9 protein-coding genes, 3 pseudogenes and 1 riboswitch are annotated in these 15,421 nt (G+C 73.0%); of the genes and pseudogenes, 6 read left to right on the top strand and 6 right to left on the bottom strand.

The features are described 5' to 3' along the window. Positions 1-278: 278 nt before the first annotated feature. Positions 279-500: a helix-turn-helix domain-containing protein gene (locus tag ACFYY6_RS22280; protein WP_199883310.1), complete on the bottom strand. Its 222-nt coding sequence runs from the start codon at positions 498-500 to the stop codon at positions 279-281. A gap of 355 nt (positions 501-855) precedes the next feature. Next, a complete protein-coding gene (locus tag ACFYY6_RS22275; protein ID WP_351518263.1) occupies positions 856-2,454 on the bottom strand; it encodes an ABC-F family ATP-binding cassette domain-containing protein in 1,599 nt (532 codons plus the stop codon). A gap of 271 nt (positions 2,455-2,725) precedes the next feature. Between ACFYY6_RS22275 and ACFYY6_RS22270 the strand changes: the two are divergent. Next, a pseudogene (locus ACFYY6_RS22270) lies at positions 2,726-3,100 on the top strand (neutral zinc metallopeptidase); the annotation flags it as partial. Positions 3,101-3,201: 101 nt separating this feature from the next. Here ACFYY6_RS22270 and ACFYY6_RS22265 read toward each other — a convergent pair. The 3 genes from ACFYY6_RS22265 to ACFYY6_RS22255 all read right to left on the bottom strand — a co-directional run bounded on the left by ACFYY6_RS22265 (position 3,202) and on the right by ACFYY6_RS22255 (position 6,646). Continuing rightward, positions 3,202-4,506, bottom strand: coding sequence for a hypothetical protein (locus ACFYY6_RS22265; RefSeq protein ID WP_351518315.1), 1,305 nt, complete (start codon positions 4,504-4,506; stop codon positions 3,202-3,204). 184 nt (positions 4,507-4,690) lie between these two features. After that, the gene (locus ACFYY6_RS22260) at positions 4,691-5,818 is read right to left on the bottom strand and encodes an alpha/beta hydrolase (RefSeq protein WP_389194752.1); all 1,128 of its coding nucleotides are present in this window, start codon (positions 5,816-5,818) and stop codon (positions 4,691-4,693) included. Positions 5,819-5,965: 147 nt separating this feature from the next. Further along, on the bottom strand, positions 5,966-6,646 hold the full coding sequence (locus ACFYY6_RS22255; protein WP_351623479.1) for a class II aldolase/adducin family protein: 681 nt from the start codon (positions 6,644-6,646) through the stop codon (positions 5,966-5,968). A 215-nt stretch (positions 6,647-6,861) separates the two neighbouring features. Here ACFYY6_RS22255 and ACFYY6_RS22250 point away from each other — a divergent pair. Further along, a pseudogene (locus ACFYY6_RS22250) lies at positions 6,862-7,824 on the top strand (anion permease); the annotation flags it as partial. Positions 7,825-7,955: 131 nt separating this feature from the next. Here the strand turns inward: ACFYY6_RS22250 and ACFYY6_RS22245 are convergent. Beyond that, a pseudogene (locus tag ACFYY6_RS22245) lies at positions 7,956-8,069 on the bottom strand (hypothetical protein); the annotation flags it as partial. A 296-nt stretch (positions 8,070-8,365) separates the two neighbouring features. Between ACFYY6_RS22245 and ACFYY6_RS22240 the strand changes: the two are divergent. The 4 genes from ACFYY6_RS22240 to cobN all read left to right on the top strand — a co-directional run bounded on the left by ACFYY6_RS22240 (position 8,366) and on the right by cobN (position 15,325). Then, complete coding sequence (locus ACFYY6_RS22240; protein ID WP_351518267.1) at positions 8,366-8,596, top strand: hypothetical protein; 231 nt, start codon at positions 8,366-8,368, stop codon at positions 8,594-8,596. A 181-nt stretch (positions 8,597-8,777) separates the two neighbouring features. Then, positions 8,778-8,910: riboswitch (cobalamin riboswitch) on the top strand. A 144-nt stretch (positions 8,911-9,054) separates the two neighbouring features. Beyond that, complete coding sequence (locus ACFYY6_RS22235) at positions 9,055-10,128, top strand: cobalamin biosynthesis protein (protein WP_389194748.1); 1,074 nt, start codon at positions 9,055-9,057, stop codon at positions 10,126-10,128. Further along, positions 10,125-11,666 (top strand): cobyric acid synthase, encoded by a 1,542-nt coding sequence (locus tag ACFYY6_RS22230; RefSeq protein ID WP_351518270.1) that lies wholly within the window; start codon positions 10,125-10,127, stop codon positions 11,664-11,666. The genes ACFYY6_RS22235 and ACFYY6_RS22230 overlap by 4 nt, the downstream gene beginning before the upstream one ends. Then, positions 11,663-15,325: a cobaltochelatase subunit CobN gene (gene cobN / locus ACFYY6_RS22225; protein WP_389194745.1), complete on the top strand. Its 3,663-nt coding sequence runs from the start codon at positions 11,663-11,665 to the stop codon at positions 15,323-15,325. The genes ACFYY6_RS22230 and cobN overlap by 4 nt, the downstream gene beginning before the upstream one ends. The last annotated feature ends 96 nt before the right edge of the window (positions 15,326-15,421 follow it).

The following is a 15,421-nucleotide window of genomic DNA, read 5'->3' as shown; positions in this document are numbered from 1 at the left end:
AGTGACTGAACAGTAACCACCCGATCGACATCACGATCGACCGGGTGGCCACGGCCGAAGCCGGTGAACCCCGGGGCAGGTCCGGACGACCTGCCCCGATCCGTGAAGCCCCTCAGAGCCTGTCCGGTGACCTCTGACCGGTCGGCCACGCCCTGACACGCATGCTTCCGGCATTACCGAAATGCCCTGGTAGCTCCACTACAAGGGCACCCCCGCGCCTTGGAATCGCACGCACCATGCCGCGCCTGCTTTCCGGTCGAAGGTCACACGACAGGCCCTCAGGCCGCGGTGGCCTTCTTGCCTCGTGTCGCCCCACCGCGTCCGCGCAGCGTGACTCCGGACTCGCTGAGCATCCGGTGGACGAATCCGTAGGAGCGGCCGGTCTCTTCGGCCAACGCCCGGATGCTCGCACCGGAGTCGTACTTCTTCTTCAGGTCTGCCGCGAGCTTGTCGCGCGCGGCGCCGGTCACCCGGCTGCCCTTCTTCAGAGTCTCGGCCACCCGTGCCTCCTCATGGGAAGTGCGCTCTGGACTCTCATGATCACCCCTCGGGGGCTTCCTGGCCACCCATTCGACAAGGTCTGCGCAACGGGATTCCGGGCATGGAAACGGCCCGGTACGTTCGGAATCCCGTATTCCTCAGGGCCGCGGAGCCGGGTGAGAACGGGTCTGGAAACGAACGACCAGGTCAGGGCCACACGGGGGTCGTACCCCCAAATGGGTGCATCCGACAACTGTCCGCCGGGCTCGGCCGACGCGGTACGAGACGGACTCACACAGATGACGGATCACACATGAGCCGAATGATCCAGGCGGAGTGGATCAGGGACGGGCCGCGCGGGCGGCCCGCCCCGGGTCAGGCCAGGGCGACCAGGTCCTGGTAGTCCGCTCCCCAGAGGTCCTCGACCCCGTCCGGCAGCAGGATGATGCGCTCCGGCTGGAGCGCCTCGACCGCGCCCTCGTCGTGCGTGACGAGGACGACGGCGCCCTTGTACGTGCGCAGCGCTCCGAGGATCTCCTCGCGGCTGGCCGGGTCGAGGTTGTTCGTCGGCTCGTCCAGGAGCAGCACGTTGGCGGAGGACACCACCAGCGTGGCCAGCGCGAGACGGGTCTTCTCGCCGCCGGAGAGCACGCCCGCGGGCTTGTCGACGTCGTCGCCGGAGAAGAGGAACGAGCCCAGTGTCTTGCGGACGTCGACGAGATCGAGGTCGGGGGCCGCCGAGCGCATGTTCTCCAGGACCGTGCGCTCGGGGTCGAGGGTCTCGTGCTCCTGGGCGTAGTAGCCGAGCTTGAGTCCGTGGCCCTCGACGATCTGGCCGGTGTCGGGCTTCTCGGCGCCGCCGAGGAGCCGCAGCAGCGTGGTCTTGCCCGCGCCGTTGAGGCCGAGGATGACGACCCGGGAGCCCTTGTCGATGGCGAGATCCACATCCGTGAAGATCTCCAGGGAGCCGTACGACTTGGACAGGCCCTCCGCCATCAGCGGAGTCTTGCCGCACGGCGCGGGCTCGGGGAAGCGCAGCTTGGCGACCTTGTCGGCGACCCGCACGGCCTCCAGGCCGGAGAGCAGCCGCTCGGCACGCTTGGCCATGTTCTGCGCGGCGACGGTCTTGGTGGCCTTGGCACGCATCTTGTCGGCCTGCGAGTTGAGGGCCGCGGCCTTCTTCTCGGCGTTCTGCCGCTCCCGCTTGCGGCGCTTCTCGTCGGCCTCGCGCTGCTGCTGGTAGAGCTTCCAGCCCATGTTGTAGACGTCGATCTGCGAGCGGTTGGCGTCGAGGTAGAAGACCTTGTTGACGACCGTCTCGACGAGCTCGACGTCGTGGGAGATCACGATGAAGCCGCCGCGGTAGTTCTTGAGGTAGTCGCGCAGCCAGACGATCGAGTCGGCGTCGAGGTGGTTCGTCGGCTCGTCGAGCAGCAGGATGTCGGCGTCCGAGAACAGGATGCGGGCCAGCTCCACGCGGCGGCGCTGGCCGCCGGAGAGCGTGTGGAGCGGCTGTCCGAGCACTCGGTCGGGCAGGCTGAGCGCGGCGGCGATGGTGGCGGCCTCGGCCTCGGCCGCGTAACCGCCCTTGGTGAGGAACTCCGTCTCCAGGCGCTCGTACTTCTTCATCGCCTTCTCGCGGGTGGCGCCCTTGCCGTTCGCCATCCGGTCCTCGTTCTCCCGCATCTTGCGCAGGATCTCGTCGAGGCCGCGGGCGGAGAGGATGCGGTCACGGGCGAGCACGTCGAGGTCGCCGGTGCGCGGGTCCTGCGGGAGGTAGCCGACCTCGCCGGAGCGGGTGATGGTGCCGCCGGCCGGGGCGCCCTCGCCCGCGAGGCACTTGGTGAGGGTGGTCTTGCCCGCTCCGTTGCGGCCGACGAGGCCGATGCGGTCGCCCTTGGCGATGCGGAAGGAGGCGGACTCGATGAGGATGCGGGCGCCGGCGCGCAACTCGATGCCGGAAGCGGTGATCACGGTAAAACTCCAGGGCGGACGGACGGCGGACGGGGCGAGGGCGGAGTCGTCTCGACGCCGTTACTCATGCACGAGGAGAATTGCCATGCGGCTCATTCTACTGGCGGTGTGCAACCACTTTTCCTCATGCGTCGGGGCGGGCGTCGGCCGTCCGTCCGGCAGCCGCCCGGCCCGCTCCCCCGCAGGGTTCGACCGGGCGTGCTGGGGTGATCTCTCCCATACTCGGCGGAGGCGGAAGGACCACCACGGCCGGAGCGGAGGGCGGCACCCAGCCCACGAGTTCGGACACCATGTGCAGGACCTGATGGGGACGCCGGGCCGGGCGCAGGACGGGGGCGTGGGCGCGAACAGCAACGCGGTCCGGGTGGAGCTGCAGGCGGTCTGCTGCGCCGAGGTCTGGGCGCACCACGCGACGACCACGCCCGACGAGGAGACGGGACGGCCGCTGATCACGTCGTTGACGCAGGCGGACATCCGGGACGGGATCGACGCGGCGGAGGCGGTCGGCGACGACCGGATCCAGGAGAAGTTCCAGGGGCGGGTCACGCCGGAGTCCTGGACGCACGGATCGGCCGCGCAGCGGCGGCAGTGGTTCACGACGGGCTACCGCACCGGCGACATCGGCAAGTGCAACACCTTGCGGTGAGCGGGGCCCGCCCGGTCGGACGGCGCCTCCTCGAAGGCGCGCCGTTCTCGCGGGACTGCGGCCGGCCGGCCTCCCCGGCGGACCAGGGGAGGCCGTCCGCGTCAGACGCCGCCGGTGTGCACCTGGAACGCGGCCCGGCGCACGGCCTTGGCCAGGGCCGGGTCCGGGTGGGCGGCGGCCAGGGCGACCAGGACCTGCACCGTGCGCGGATGGCCGACGGCCCGTACCTCGTCGAGGAGGGCGGGCACGGTGCCCTGGACGGCCGAGTCGAGGTGGCGCACCAGGAGCCCGGTCTCGCCGTGGTCGGCGACCGCCGCCGCGGTGTCCACCCAGAGCCAGGTGGCCTCCTCCCGGCTGAGGACGTCCTGGGCGTCCTCGGGATCGGCGCCCTCGTACTCGGCCAGCCACAGCAGCGCGTAGGGGCGCAGCGAGGAATCGCCGAGGACGGAGCGGACCTCGGGCTCGGCGGGCGCGCCGACCACCCGGAGCGCCTCGAAGGCGAGCCCGCGCAGGAGGGCGTCCTCGCCGCGGGCGACGGCGAGGAGTTCGGCGACGGCGCTGCCGACGGGGCGGGCGGCGAGCCAGGCGCGGTACTCGTCGCGGGCCGGGCCGGGGGTGAGCCGGGCACAGCCGTGCAGCATGTCGGCGGCGGACTGCTCGATGTTGCCCGCCGGGCTCTGGGCGGCGACGCAGATCTGTTCCAGTTTGACCCAGACCGCCCAGTTGCCGAGCGGGGTGAGGGTGGCGTGCCCGGTGCCGAGGGTGAGCGCGCCGACGGCGGCCAGTCCCTCCAGGGCCCAGTCGAGCAGCCGCGCGACCAGGGCGGCCGGGTGTGCGGCGGGCGCCGGGACGGCCGGTTCGGGCGACGGCTCGTACGGCACCAGGCAGCGCTCCTCGTGGAGTTCCGCGACGCGCTGTTCGAGGAGGTCCAGGAGGGCGGGCACGGCGACCGGGCCGGCCGACAGCTGGAGGAGCGAGAGCACCTGGGGCACCGCCTCGACGGTCTCGGCGACCGCGGTGACCTCGACGTCGTCCGGAGCCGGGTGGACGAGGGACCAGGCGTCGAACAGCGCCACCCAGCCGCGCAGCACGGCGGAGTCGTCGCGGTCCCAGGCGCGCAGGCGCCAGCCGGGGCGCGCGGTGCCGCCGTGCAGTTCCACGAGACCGGCGAGGCGGGCCCGGTCCCAGCCGGAGCACACCTGGGCCGGGGAGAGTTCCAGGGCCGCCGCGGCCCCTTCGAGGGCCTGGGCGGCCGGGGGCGGGGCGCCGGGGAGCGCACCGTCGGCCGCCCAGCGGGCGATCCGTACGGCGTCGGCGAGGACGACCCTCGCCTGGCGGGCCAGTTCCGCCCGGGGCGGGGTGCCCTCCGGGGGGCGGGGCGCCGGCCTGGTGCGCCGGGCGGTCACGGCCTTGCGAGCGGTGGTGAGGGGTCGCGGGCGGACAAGTCGGAGCCTGGAGTCGCGCGGGGTACGGGACGTCACGGAGAGCAGTCTTGCCCCTGACGGCCCGAAAGCCCAAACGGAACCCGGATTCCCGGTGGACGGGGTGGTGACGGGGCCCGGAACCAATCACCCGATCCCGCGCATCGGGTCACATGAGGGGCGTCAGGAAGCGCCGCAGGGTCTCCTCGTAGTGATCCGGATCGGCGTTCCACATCGCCCCGTGCGGAGCCTGCGGCACGGTGCGCAGCGCGATCAGTTCCGGTCGGCGGGCGGCGAGGTCGCGGGACGGCTGCCAGGGCGCCAGGGTGTCGTCCGGGCCGTGGAAGATCAGTGTCGGGGCGCGCAGGGCCGACGCGAGGGAGCCGTCCAGGAGGCGGGCGCCGTGCAGTCCGGTCTGTCCCTGGGCGGCCCGGACGGCGAGCGGCAGCAGGGCGGCCGGGACGCCGCGGGCGGTGGCCAGGGCGCGCAGCGTGGTGGCCCAGTCCAGTACCGGGGAGTCGAGCACGAGGCCGCTGATCCGGTCGCGCAGCGCGGAGTCGACGGCCGCGTGCAGCGCCATCGAGGCGCCGGTGGACCAGCCGTGCAGGACGATGTTCTCCGCGCCGTAGCGGACGGCGAAGCGGATCGCCGCGTCGAGGTCGCGCCACTCGGACTCGCCGAGGTGGGCGAGTCCGTCCGGGGAGCGCGGGGCCCCGGGGTCGCCGCGGTAGGCCAGGTCGAGGACGGGCAGGTGCAGGTCGTGCAGGAACGCCATGAGGTTCATGGGGTGTTCCCTGGTGGTGCCGAGGCCGTGCACGGTGATGACCCAGGTGTCGCGGGCGCCCGGCACGAACCAGGCGGGCAGCGCTCCGAGTTCGCCGGGGATCTCGACCTCCTCGTGGTCGAGGCCGAGCGCCGAGGAGGGGTCGCCGCTGTACAGCTGGGGCGTGATCCGGACCTTGGCGCCGGGCTCCAGGCTGCCCCGGTCGACGCGTTCCAGCCTGCGCACGACGGTGTCGGGGGCATGGTGGGTGTGCTCGACCACCGGGCCGACGACGGCGTGCAGGCCGTCGCCCTCCAGTCCGTACGTGCCGGGCCGCAAAGAGGTGAAGGAACGGGTCAGGGTGACCCGGCCGGCCGCCGTGGCGTGCACGGTCAGTCCCCGGTCGGCGGGCAGCGGCCGCCCGGACGGTGCCTTGAGGGCGGCGTCGCCCGCGTACCGGCCGGCCGCGACCGCTGCCGCACCGAGGCCGAGGATCGTGGTGACGGCTGCTGCCGTGACTGTCGCCGGGCGCACCGTTCCAGTCTGGTGGGGCGGGTCGCGCCCTGCCACCCGGACGGGTCCGCACGGCGCCCGGCGGGGGACGGCACGGGCCGCCGTCGGGCACGCGGCGGAAGGCGGAAGCGGAAGGCGGAAACGGCCGCTCGCCGGTGCCCGGCGGGGTCAGCGTGCCTGTCCGTATCCCTTCAGCGCCTCCCGTACGTCGTCCAGCTGGGCCGGGGTGAGCAGGGCCGGGGACAGTCCGGGTACGGAGACGGCGGCGAGCCAGAGCCGGCACAGCCATTCCAGCTGCGCGGTCCGGTCGTACGCCTCGTCCAGGGTGGCTCCGTGGGTGACGGTGCCGTGGTTGCGGAGCAGGCAGCCGGTGCGGTCGCGCAGGGCGTCCAGCATGTTCGCGGCCAGTTCCTCGGTCCCGTAACGTGCGTAGGCCGCCACCCGCACCGGTCCCCCGAGCATGGCGGCGGCGTAGTGGATGGACGGGACCTCGGGGACCAGGGTGGAGACCGCCGTGGCGTGCACCGCGTGGGTGTGCACGACGGCGGCCGCGTCGGTGTTCCGGTAGACCGCAAGGTGGAGCGGGAGTTCGCTGGTGGGGGTCAGTACGCCGAGGACCTGATTTCCTTCCGGATCGACGCCGACCACGTCCTGCGGGCCGAGCCGGTCGTAGGGCACGCCGCTCGGGGTGACCAGGATCGTGTCGCCGACCCTGGCCGACACGTTGCCCGACGTGCCGACGACCAGACCGTCCGCCGCCGTCCTGCGGGCGGTGGTGACGAGATCGGCCCAGGTTTGTTCGATCACACCTTGTTGCTGATCGCTCGCGTCCCGTTGCTGATCACTCATGACCGTGATCCTGTCAGCCCGCCGGGCATAGGTACACACGACCGACCGAAGGAACCACGAAGAGTGACGACGAGGCGGGGGCGGCGGACACGGTGGCCGCGAACCGTTCCGAAGCGTCCCTCGGGGACACCATGAAGCCCCGCTCAGTTCATCTCCCGTTCACCAAAGTTGCCTACCGTCAACCTGCCAATGACGTCGAACGATTGCCTGGGTAAATGGAACACATCACGCTGCTTCTCGCGATTGTGATCGTGACAGCTCTAGTGTTCGATTTCACGAACGGTTTCCATGACACCGCCAACGCGATGGCCACCACCATCTCGACCGGCGCACTCAAACCGAAGACCGCGGTGGCCATGTCCGCCGTTCTCAACCTCGTCGGCGCGTTCCTGTCCGTGGAGGTCGCCAAGACGATCTCCGGTGGGATCATCAATGAGGACGGGCTGCGCACGGAGGTCATCTTCGCGGCACTCGTCGGCGCCATCCTGTGGAATCTGCTGACCTGGCTGGTCGGGCTGCCGTCCAGTTCCTCGCACGCCCTGTTCGGCGGGCTGATCGGCGCCGCGGTCATGTCGGCCGGCTGGTCCTCGGTCAACGGCGGCACGATCGTCACCAAGGTGCTGATCCCCGCGGTCGCCGCCCCGATCGTCGCCGGGTTCGCCGCGCTGCTGGCCACACGGCTGACGTACCGGATCGGCGGGAAGATCCGGGACGAGGCCCAGCAGAAGGCCACCGCCAAGGGCTACCGCGCCGGTCAGATCGCCTCGGCCGGGCTGGTCTCCCTCGCCCACGGCACCAACGACGCGCAGAAGACCATGGGCATCATCACCCTGGCCCTGGTCACCGGTGGTGTGCTGCACCCCGGCGCCAACCCGCCCGTCTGGGTCATCGTTTCCGCCGGTACGGCCATCGCGCTCGGCACCTACCTGGGCGGCTGGCGCATCATCCGCACCATGGGCAGCGGCCTCACCGACCTCAGGCCGCCGCAGGGCTTCGCCGCCCAGACCAGCGCGGCCACGGTCATCCTCGCCTCCTCGCACCTCGGCTTCTCCCTGTCCACCACCCAGTCCTGCTCCGGCGCCGTGATGGGCGCGGGCCTCGGCCGCCAGGGCGGCGTGGTCCGCTGGTCCACCGCCACCCGGATGTTCGTCGCGTGGGGCCTGACCCTGCCGGCCGCGGGCCTGGTCGGCGCGGGCGCCGAGTTCCTGACCCAGCAGGGCACCTGGGGCGTCGTCGTGGTCGCGGCGCTGCTGGTCGTGGGCTCCGGCTCGATCTGGCTGGTCTCGCGCCGCAAGCCGGTCGGCCACGGGGATGTCGCTCCCTCGGAGAGCGCCGTCGAACCCGCGGGCGTCGTCACCACGGCCATCGCCGCCGTCAGCCCGCCGCCCACCGTGGCGGCCACCGCCGCGGCGCAGGACCTCATGACCATCATCCCGGCCACGCCCACGGCCACCGCCCCGGCCGCCACCGCCCAGGACCCGGCGCGTCCCGCCGCCGTCTAGTGCCGTGACCGGAAAGGTTCACCGGCTCGCGACGCCCGGCACGGCACCTCGCCGCGTTGTCGCATCACCCGAGTACGTCCCGGCCATCCTCCGCCTTGCGACGCACCGCACCGGACGCCGCGAGCTCCCCGGCACACCCTTCCGGCCACAGCACTGGTGCCGTGACCGGCACCCGACCGAACACGCGGACCGTCCGCAGACCGTCTAAGGAAGCAGCATGAAAATCGACTGGGCAGCCCTCGGCTCCGTCTTCGGTGTCTCCCTCGTCGTCACCGTCGCGCTGGTGGGCGTCTTCACCCTCGGCATCGTCGGTCTCGCCAAGCAGCCCGAGGCGGCGGCCCAGGGCGGCTCCGGCGGATCACGGGTGCTGGCGCGTGCGGGCGCGTACGTCTGTTTCGCGCTGTGCGCGGCGGCGGTCGCGTACGGGATCTATCTGATCGTCGCCTGAGACCCTCCCCTCGCACCCACTTTTCGCAGCCCCGACGGGCCGGACGCACCTCGCGCGTCCGGCCCGTCGTCGTGTCCCCGTCCCGATGTGGGCCTCAGCACACTGCCCGCCGCAGGTCAACGGCAAGTTGACGGGCGTTCGCAGAGCGTGGTGGACTGCCGGAGCCATTTACGGCGACAGCAGAGGAAGCCGGTGCGAATCCGGCGCGGTCCCGCCACTGTCACCGGGGAGCGGTCCCCCACACCGGGAAGTCACGGCACGCGCGAGCGGGCTGGAAGGCCGGGGGAATCGCGGATCCGGGAGCCAGGAGACTCTGGTCGCCGGTCACGTCGAACCAGGGCGCGGACCCTGAGTGAGGACAAGTCGCCATGCCTGGCAGCCGTGCGTCCCTTGCCCCGGCGCTCTCGCCGAGAGCCGCCCGTACGAAGGCCCTCCGAGGCGCGACGGCCGACTGAGCCATGCGTGCCGATCGCGTATTCGCGTACGGCGCCACAGCCGGTCTGATCGGCGATCTGCTGCTCGGTGACCCCCGCAGGGGGCACCCGGTCGCCGCCTTCGGGCGGGCCGCGGCGGGCGTCGAACGCCGTCTGTGGCGCGACCACCGCGGGTGGGGCGCGCTGCACACCCTCGTCTGCGCCGGAGGCGCCGTGGGCGGTGCGGCGCTGCTCACCCGTGCCGTACGCCGTCACCCCGCCGCCTCCGTCGCGCTGGCCGCGGCCGTCACCTGGTCCGTGGTCGGCGGCACCTCGCTGGGGCGGGAGGCACGGGCCGTCGGCGGCGCCCTGGCCGCCGGGGACGTCGCGGTGGCCCGGGAACGCCTGCCGCATCTGTGCGGGCGCGACCCGCACTCCCTGGACGGGCCGCAGATCGCCCGCGCCGTGGTGGAGTCCGTGGCCGAGAACACCTCGGACGCCGTGGTGGGCGCCCTGGTGTGGGGGGCGCTGGCCGGTGTGCCCGGCCTCGTCGGCTTCCGCGCGGTCAACACCCTGGACGCGATGGTCGGCCACAAGTCGCCCCGCCACCGGCGCTACGGCTGGGCCTCGGCCCGCCTCGACGACCTCGCGGGATGGCCCGGCGCCCGGCTGACCGCCGTGCTCGCCGTGGTCGCGGGCGGACGGCCGCGCGAGGCGGTACGGGCCTGGCGGGCCGACGCGGCGCAGCACCCGAGCCCCAACGCGGGCCCGGTGGAGGCGTCGTTCGCGGGCGCGCTGGGCGTGCGCCTGGGCGGAACGCTGGCGTACGGGGGCCGGGTGGAGCACCGCCCGGTACTGAACGGGGAGACGGGCCGGGCGGTGGAGACCGCGGACATCGAACGCGCGGTGCGGCTCTCGCGCCGGGTGGGCGTGCTGGCCCTCGGCGTGTGCGTGGCCGCGCGGCTGGGCGCGGGTCTCGCCGCGCGACGGCTCGCGGACGTACGGGGCACGGGACGGGGACGGATCACGGGCGCCCGGCCCGCGGGCATGAACGGCGCCGCGGGGGCCGCGCGGCTCCTGACCGCGGGACGCCCGGGCGCAGGACGGAGACGGACATGAGCGGCGGACTCCTGGTCGCCGGGACCACTTCGGACGCGGGCAAGAGCGTCGTCACGGCGGGCATCTGCCGCTGGCTCGCGCGCCGGGGAGTGAAGGTGGCGCCCTTCAAGGCGCAGAACATGTCGCTGAACTCCTACGTCACCCGGGAGGGCGCCGAGATCGGCCGTGCCCAGGCCATGCAGGCCGCGGCCGCCCGGGTGGAGCCGTCCGCGCTGATGAACCCGGTACTGCTCAAGCCCGGCGGGGACCGCTCCAGCCAGGTCGTCCTGATGGGCAGGCCGGTGGGCGAGATGAGCGCGCGCGGCTACCACGGCGGACGGCAGGAGGCCCTGCTCGGCACGGTCGTGGACTGCCTGGAGCGGCTGCGGAGCACGTACGACGCGGTGATCTGCGAGGGGGCCGGCAGCCCGGCCGAGATCAATCTGCGGCGCACGGACATCGTGAACATGGGCATCGCCCGGGCGGCGCGCTTCCCGGTGGTGGTGGTCGGCGACATCGACAGGGGCGGTGTCTTCGCGTCGTTCTTCGGTACGACGGCGCTGCTCTCCGCCGAGGACCAGGCACTGGTCGCGGGCTATCTCGTGAACAAGTTCCGCGGCGACGTGTCGCTGCTGGAGCCGGGCCTGGAGATGCTGCGCGAGATCACCGGCCGCCCGACGTACGGGGTGCTGCCCTTCGCGCACGGCCTCGGCATCGACGAGGAGGACGGGCTCCGGGTCTCGCTGCGCGGCGCCGTGCGCGAGTCGGTGATCGCGCCGCCGCACGGCGAGGACGTGCTGCGGGTCGCGGTGTGCGCCGTGCCCCTGATGTCGAACTTCACCGACGTGGACGCGCTGGCCGCCGAACCGGGCGTCGTCGTCCGCTTCGTGGACCGCGCCGAGGAGCTGGCCGACGCCGACCTCGTCGTCGTGCCCGGCACCCGGGGCACGGTCGGGGCACTGGCCTGGCTGCGCGAGCGCGGGCTCGCCGACGCCCTGGCCCGGCGTGCCGCCGAGGGCCTGCCGATCCTCGGCGTCTGCGGCGGCTACCAGGTCCTCGGCGAGCACATCGAGGACGAGGTCGAATCGCGGGCCGGGCACGTCGACGGGCTCGGACTGCTGCCGCTGCGCGTCCGGTTCGACCGCGAGAAGACCCTGGCCCGGCCCGTCGGGGAGGCGCTCGGCGCGCCGGTCGAGGGCTACGAGATCCACCACGGCGTCGCCGACGTGCGCGGCGGCGAGCCGTTCTTCACCAACGGCCGGGGCCGCGCCCTGGACGGCTGCCGGGCCGGAGCCGTGTGGGGCACCCACTGGCACGGCTCGTTGGAGAGCGACGCGTTCCGCCGCCGTTTCCTGACCGAGGTGGCGCGCGCCGCGGGCCGACGTTTCGTCCCCGCCCCCGACACCCGTTTCGCCGAGCTGCGCGAGGAACAGCTCGACCGCCTCGGCGACCTGATCGAAGAACACGCCGACACCGGCGCGCTGCTCCGGCTCATCGAGTCGGGCGCGCCGTCCGGACTTCCCTTCATCGCCCCCGGAGCACCTGGAGCACGCGTATGAACGCCCCCACGAGCACCGTGCTGTTGCTGTCGACCGCCGACACGGACCTGCTCGCCGCCCGCGCCTCCGGCGCGCCCTACCGGATCGGCAACCCCACCCGTGTCGACGTCCACGAGGAACTGCCCGCGCTGATCGAGGGCGCCTCCGTCGCCGTCGTCCGGCTGCTCGGCGGCAAGCGCGCCTGGGAGGACGGCCTGGCCGTGCTGCGGGCGTCCGGCATCCCGACCGTGCTGCTGGGCGGCGAGACCGTGCCGGACGCGGAGCTGATGGCCGAGTCGTCCGTACCCGCCGGGGTCGTCGCCGAGGCGCTGCGCTATCTGGTGGAGGGCGGTCCGGGGAACCTGGTGGAGCTGACCCGTTTCCTCTCCGACACGGTGCTGCTGACCGGTCACGGCTTCGCCGAGCCGCAGCGGATGCCGGAGTGGGGCGTGCGCGGCGACCGGGAGTTCGTCGAGGGCCGCCCGACCGTCGGGGTGCTGTTCTACCGGGCGCACGAACTGTCCGGGAACACCTCGTTCGTGGACGTGCTGTGCGAGGCCGTCGAGGCGCGCGGCGCCAACGCCCTGCCGGTGTACTGCGGTTCGCTGCGCGGCGCGGACGCCGGTCTGTACGAGCTGCTGGGCCGGGCGGACGTGCTGGTCGCCACGGTCCTGGCGGCGGGCGGTACCCGCGCGTCGGACGCGTCGGCCGGGGGCGACGAGGAGGCGTGGGACATCGGCGCGCTGGCGGAGCTGGACATCCCGGTGCTCCAGGGCCTGTGCCTGACCTCGGCGCGTGCCGCGTGGGAGGCGTCGGACGCCGCGCTGTCCCCGATGGACGCGGCGATGCAGGTGGCGATCCCCGAGTTCGACGGCCGGCTGATCACCGTGCCGTTCTCCTTCAAGGAGCAGGGCCCGGACGACGTGCCGGTGTACCGGGCCGATCCGGAGCGGGCCGCGCGGGTCGCGGGGATCGCGGTGCGGCACGCCGCGCTGCGGCACAAGCCGAATGCCGAGAAGCGGATCGCGGTGGTCTTCACCGCCTATCCGACCAAGCACTCCCGGGTCGGCAACGCGGTCGGTCTGGACACGCCCGCGTCGGCGGTGCGGGTCCTGGACGCGCTGCGCGGCGCCGGATACACGGTCGACGGATATCCGGACAACGGCGACGAGCTGATCCACCGTCTCATCCAGGCCGGTGGCCACGACGTGGAGTGGCTGACCGAGGAGCAGCTCGCGGCCGCCCCCGCGCGGGTGCCGCTGGCCGACTACCGGGCCTGGTTCGCCACGCTGGACCCGGAGTTGCGGGATGCGATGCTGGAGCACTGGGGGGAACCGCCGGGCTCGCTGTACGTGGACGGCGACGAGATCGTCCTGGCCTCGCTCCGGTTCGGGAACGTGGTGGTGCTGATCCAGCCGCCGCGCGGTTTCGGGGAGAACCCGATCGCGATCTACCACGACCCGGACATGCCGCCGTCGCACCACTACATGGCGACGTACCGCTGGCTGGAGAACTCGTTCGGCGCGGACGCCGTCGTGCACATGGGCAAGCACGGCACGATGGAGTGGCTGCCGGGCAAGGGCCTGGGCCTGTCCGCGGGCTGCGGACCGGACGCGGTGCTGGGCGAACTCCCGCTGGTCTACCCGTTCATCGTCAACGACCCCGGTGAGGGCACCCAGGCCAAGCGGCGCGGGCACGCCACGGTGGTGGACCATCTGGTGCCGCCGATGGCGCGTGCCGACACCTACGGCGACCTGGCCAAGCTGGAACAGCTGCTCGACGAGTACGCGCTGGTCAGCGATCTGGACCCGGCGAAGGCCCCGGCGGTGCGGGCGCAGATCTGGACGCTGGTGAAGGCCGCCGAGCTCCACCACGACCTGCATGTCGACGAGCAGCCGGACGACGACGCGTTCGACGAGTTCGTCATGCACATCGACGGCTACCTGTGCGAGATCAAGGACGTGCAGATCCGCGACGGCCTGCACGTCCTGGGCGGCGGCCCGGTGGGCGAGGCGCGGGTCAACCTGGTGCTGGCGGTGCTGCGCGCGTCCCAGGTGTGGGGCGGCACAGCGAACGCGCTGCCGGGTCTGCGGGCCTCGATCGCGGCCCACTTCGGGCTGAGCGAACGGGAGTTGCTGGCCGAGCCGGGCGCCCCTGTGAAGGTGCCGGCGGAGCTGACCGAGCTGGTCGACGGTCCGGCGCGCACCGGCGCGGACGCGATCGATCTGCTGGAGAAGCTGTGCCGCCGCCTCGCGGAGGCCATGGAGGAGCGCGGCTGGGACGTGGCGGGCGCGGCGGGGCTGGTGCGGGAGGTGCTGGGCCACGAACTCCCGGACGCCGTCGCCGTGCTGGGCTTCGCGTGCGAGGAGGTCGTGCCCCGGCTGGCCCGGACGACGGACGAGATCGGTCACATCCTGCGGGCGCTGCGCGGCGGCTTCGTCCCGGCGGGCCCGTCGGGCTCGCCGACGCGCGGTCTGGTCAATGTGCTGCCGACGGGCCGGAACTTCTACTCGGTGGACCCGAAGGCGATTCCGTCCCGGCTGAGCTGGGAGGTCGGGCAGTCGCTCGCGGACTCGCTGATCGCCCGCTACCTCGCGGACACGGGCGAGTACCCGAAGTCGGTGGGTCTGACCGTGTGGGGCACGTCCGCGATGCGCACGCAGGGCGACGACATCGCGGAGATCCTGGCGCTGCTGGGCTGCCGTCCGGTGTGGGACGACGCCTCGCGCCGGGTGACCGGCTTCGAGGTGGTGCCCCTGAACGAGCTGGGGCGTCCGCGCATCGACGTGACGGTGCGCATCTCCGGGTTCTTCCGGGACGCCTTCCCGCACGTGGTGGGGCTGATCGACGACGCGGTGCGGGCGGTGGCGGAGCTGGACGAGCCGGCCGGGTCCAACTACGTGCGGGCGCACGCCGACGAGGACACGGCGGTCCACGGCGACCGGCGCCGGGCCACGGCCCGCGTCTTCGGTTCGAAGCCGGGGGCGTACGGGGCGGGGCTGCTGCCGCTGATCGACGCCCGGAACTGGCGCTCGGACGCGGACCTGGCCGAGGTGTACGCGGTGTGGGGCGGTTACGCCTACGGGCGCGGGCTCGACGGGCGGGCGGCGCGCGGGGACATGGAGACGGCGTTCCGGCGGATCGCGGTGGCGGCGAAGAACGTCGACACCCGCGAGCACGACCTGGTCGACGCGGACGACTACTTCCAGTACCACGGCGGCATGGTCGCCATGGTGCGGCATCTGACCGGCACCTCGCCCGAGGCGTACGTCGGGGACAGCGCCACGCCGGACCAGGTGCGCACGCGGACGCTGGGCGAGGAGACGCACCGGGTGTTCCGGGCGCGGGTGGTGAACCCGCGCTGGATGGCGGCGATGCGGCGCCACGGGTACAAGGGCGCCTTCGAGATGGCCGCGACCGTGGACTACCTCTTCGGGTACGACGCCACGGCCGGGGTCGTCGACGACTGGATGTACGAGAAGCTGTCGGCCGAGTACGTCTTCGACGAGACCAACCGCGACTTCATGAAGAAGTCCAACCCCTGGGCGCTGCGCGGGATCTCGGAGCGGCTGCTGGAGGCGGCCGAGCGCGGGCTGTGGGCGGAGCCGGACGCAAAGACCCTGGAGCGGCTGCGGGCCACGTACCTGGAGCTCGAAGGCGATCTGGAGGGCGACGAGTGAGCGCCCGGAGGTTTCCCCGGGGGCGACGGGCGGGCGCCCAAACGCTCCCCTCCCCCGCGCCGGGGGCAGTGACATCACGCCGTTCGCCCAAGGAGG

It is taken from the genome of Streptomyces sp. NPDC001750, assembly GCF_042892615.1.
Lineage (GTDB): Bacteria > Actinomycetota > Actinomycetes > Streptomycetales > Streptomycetaceae > Streptomyces.
This window is presented reverse-complemented; position numbering and strand designations above follow the sequence as displayed.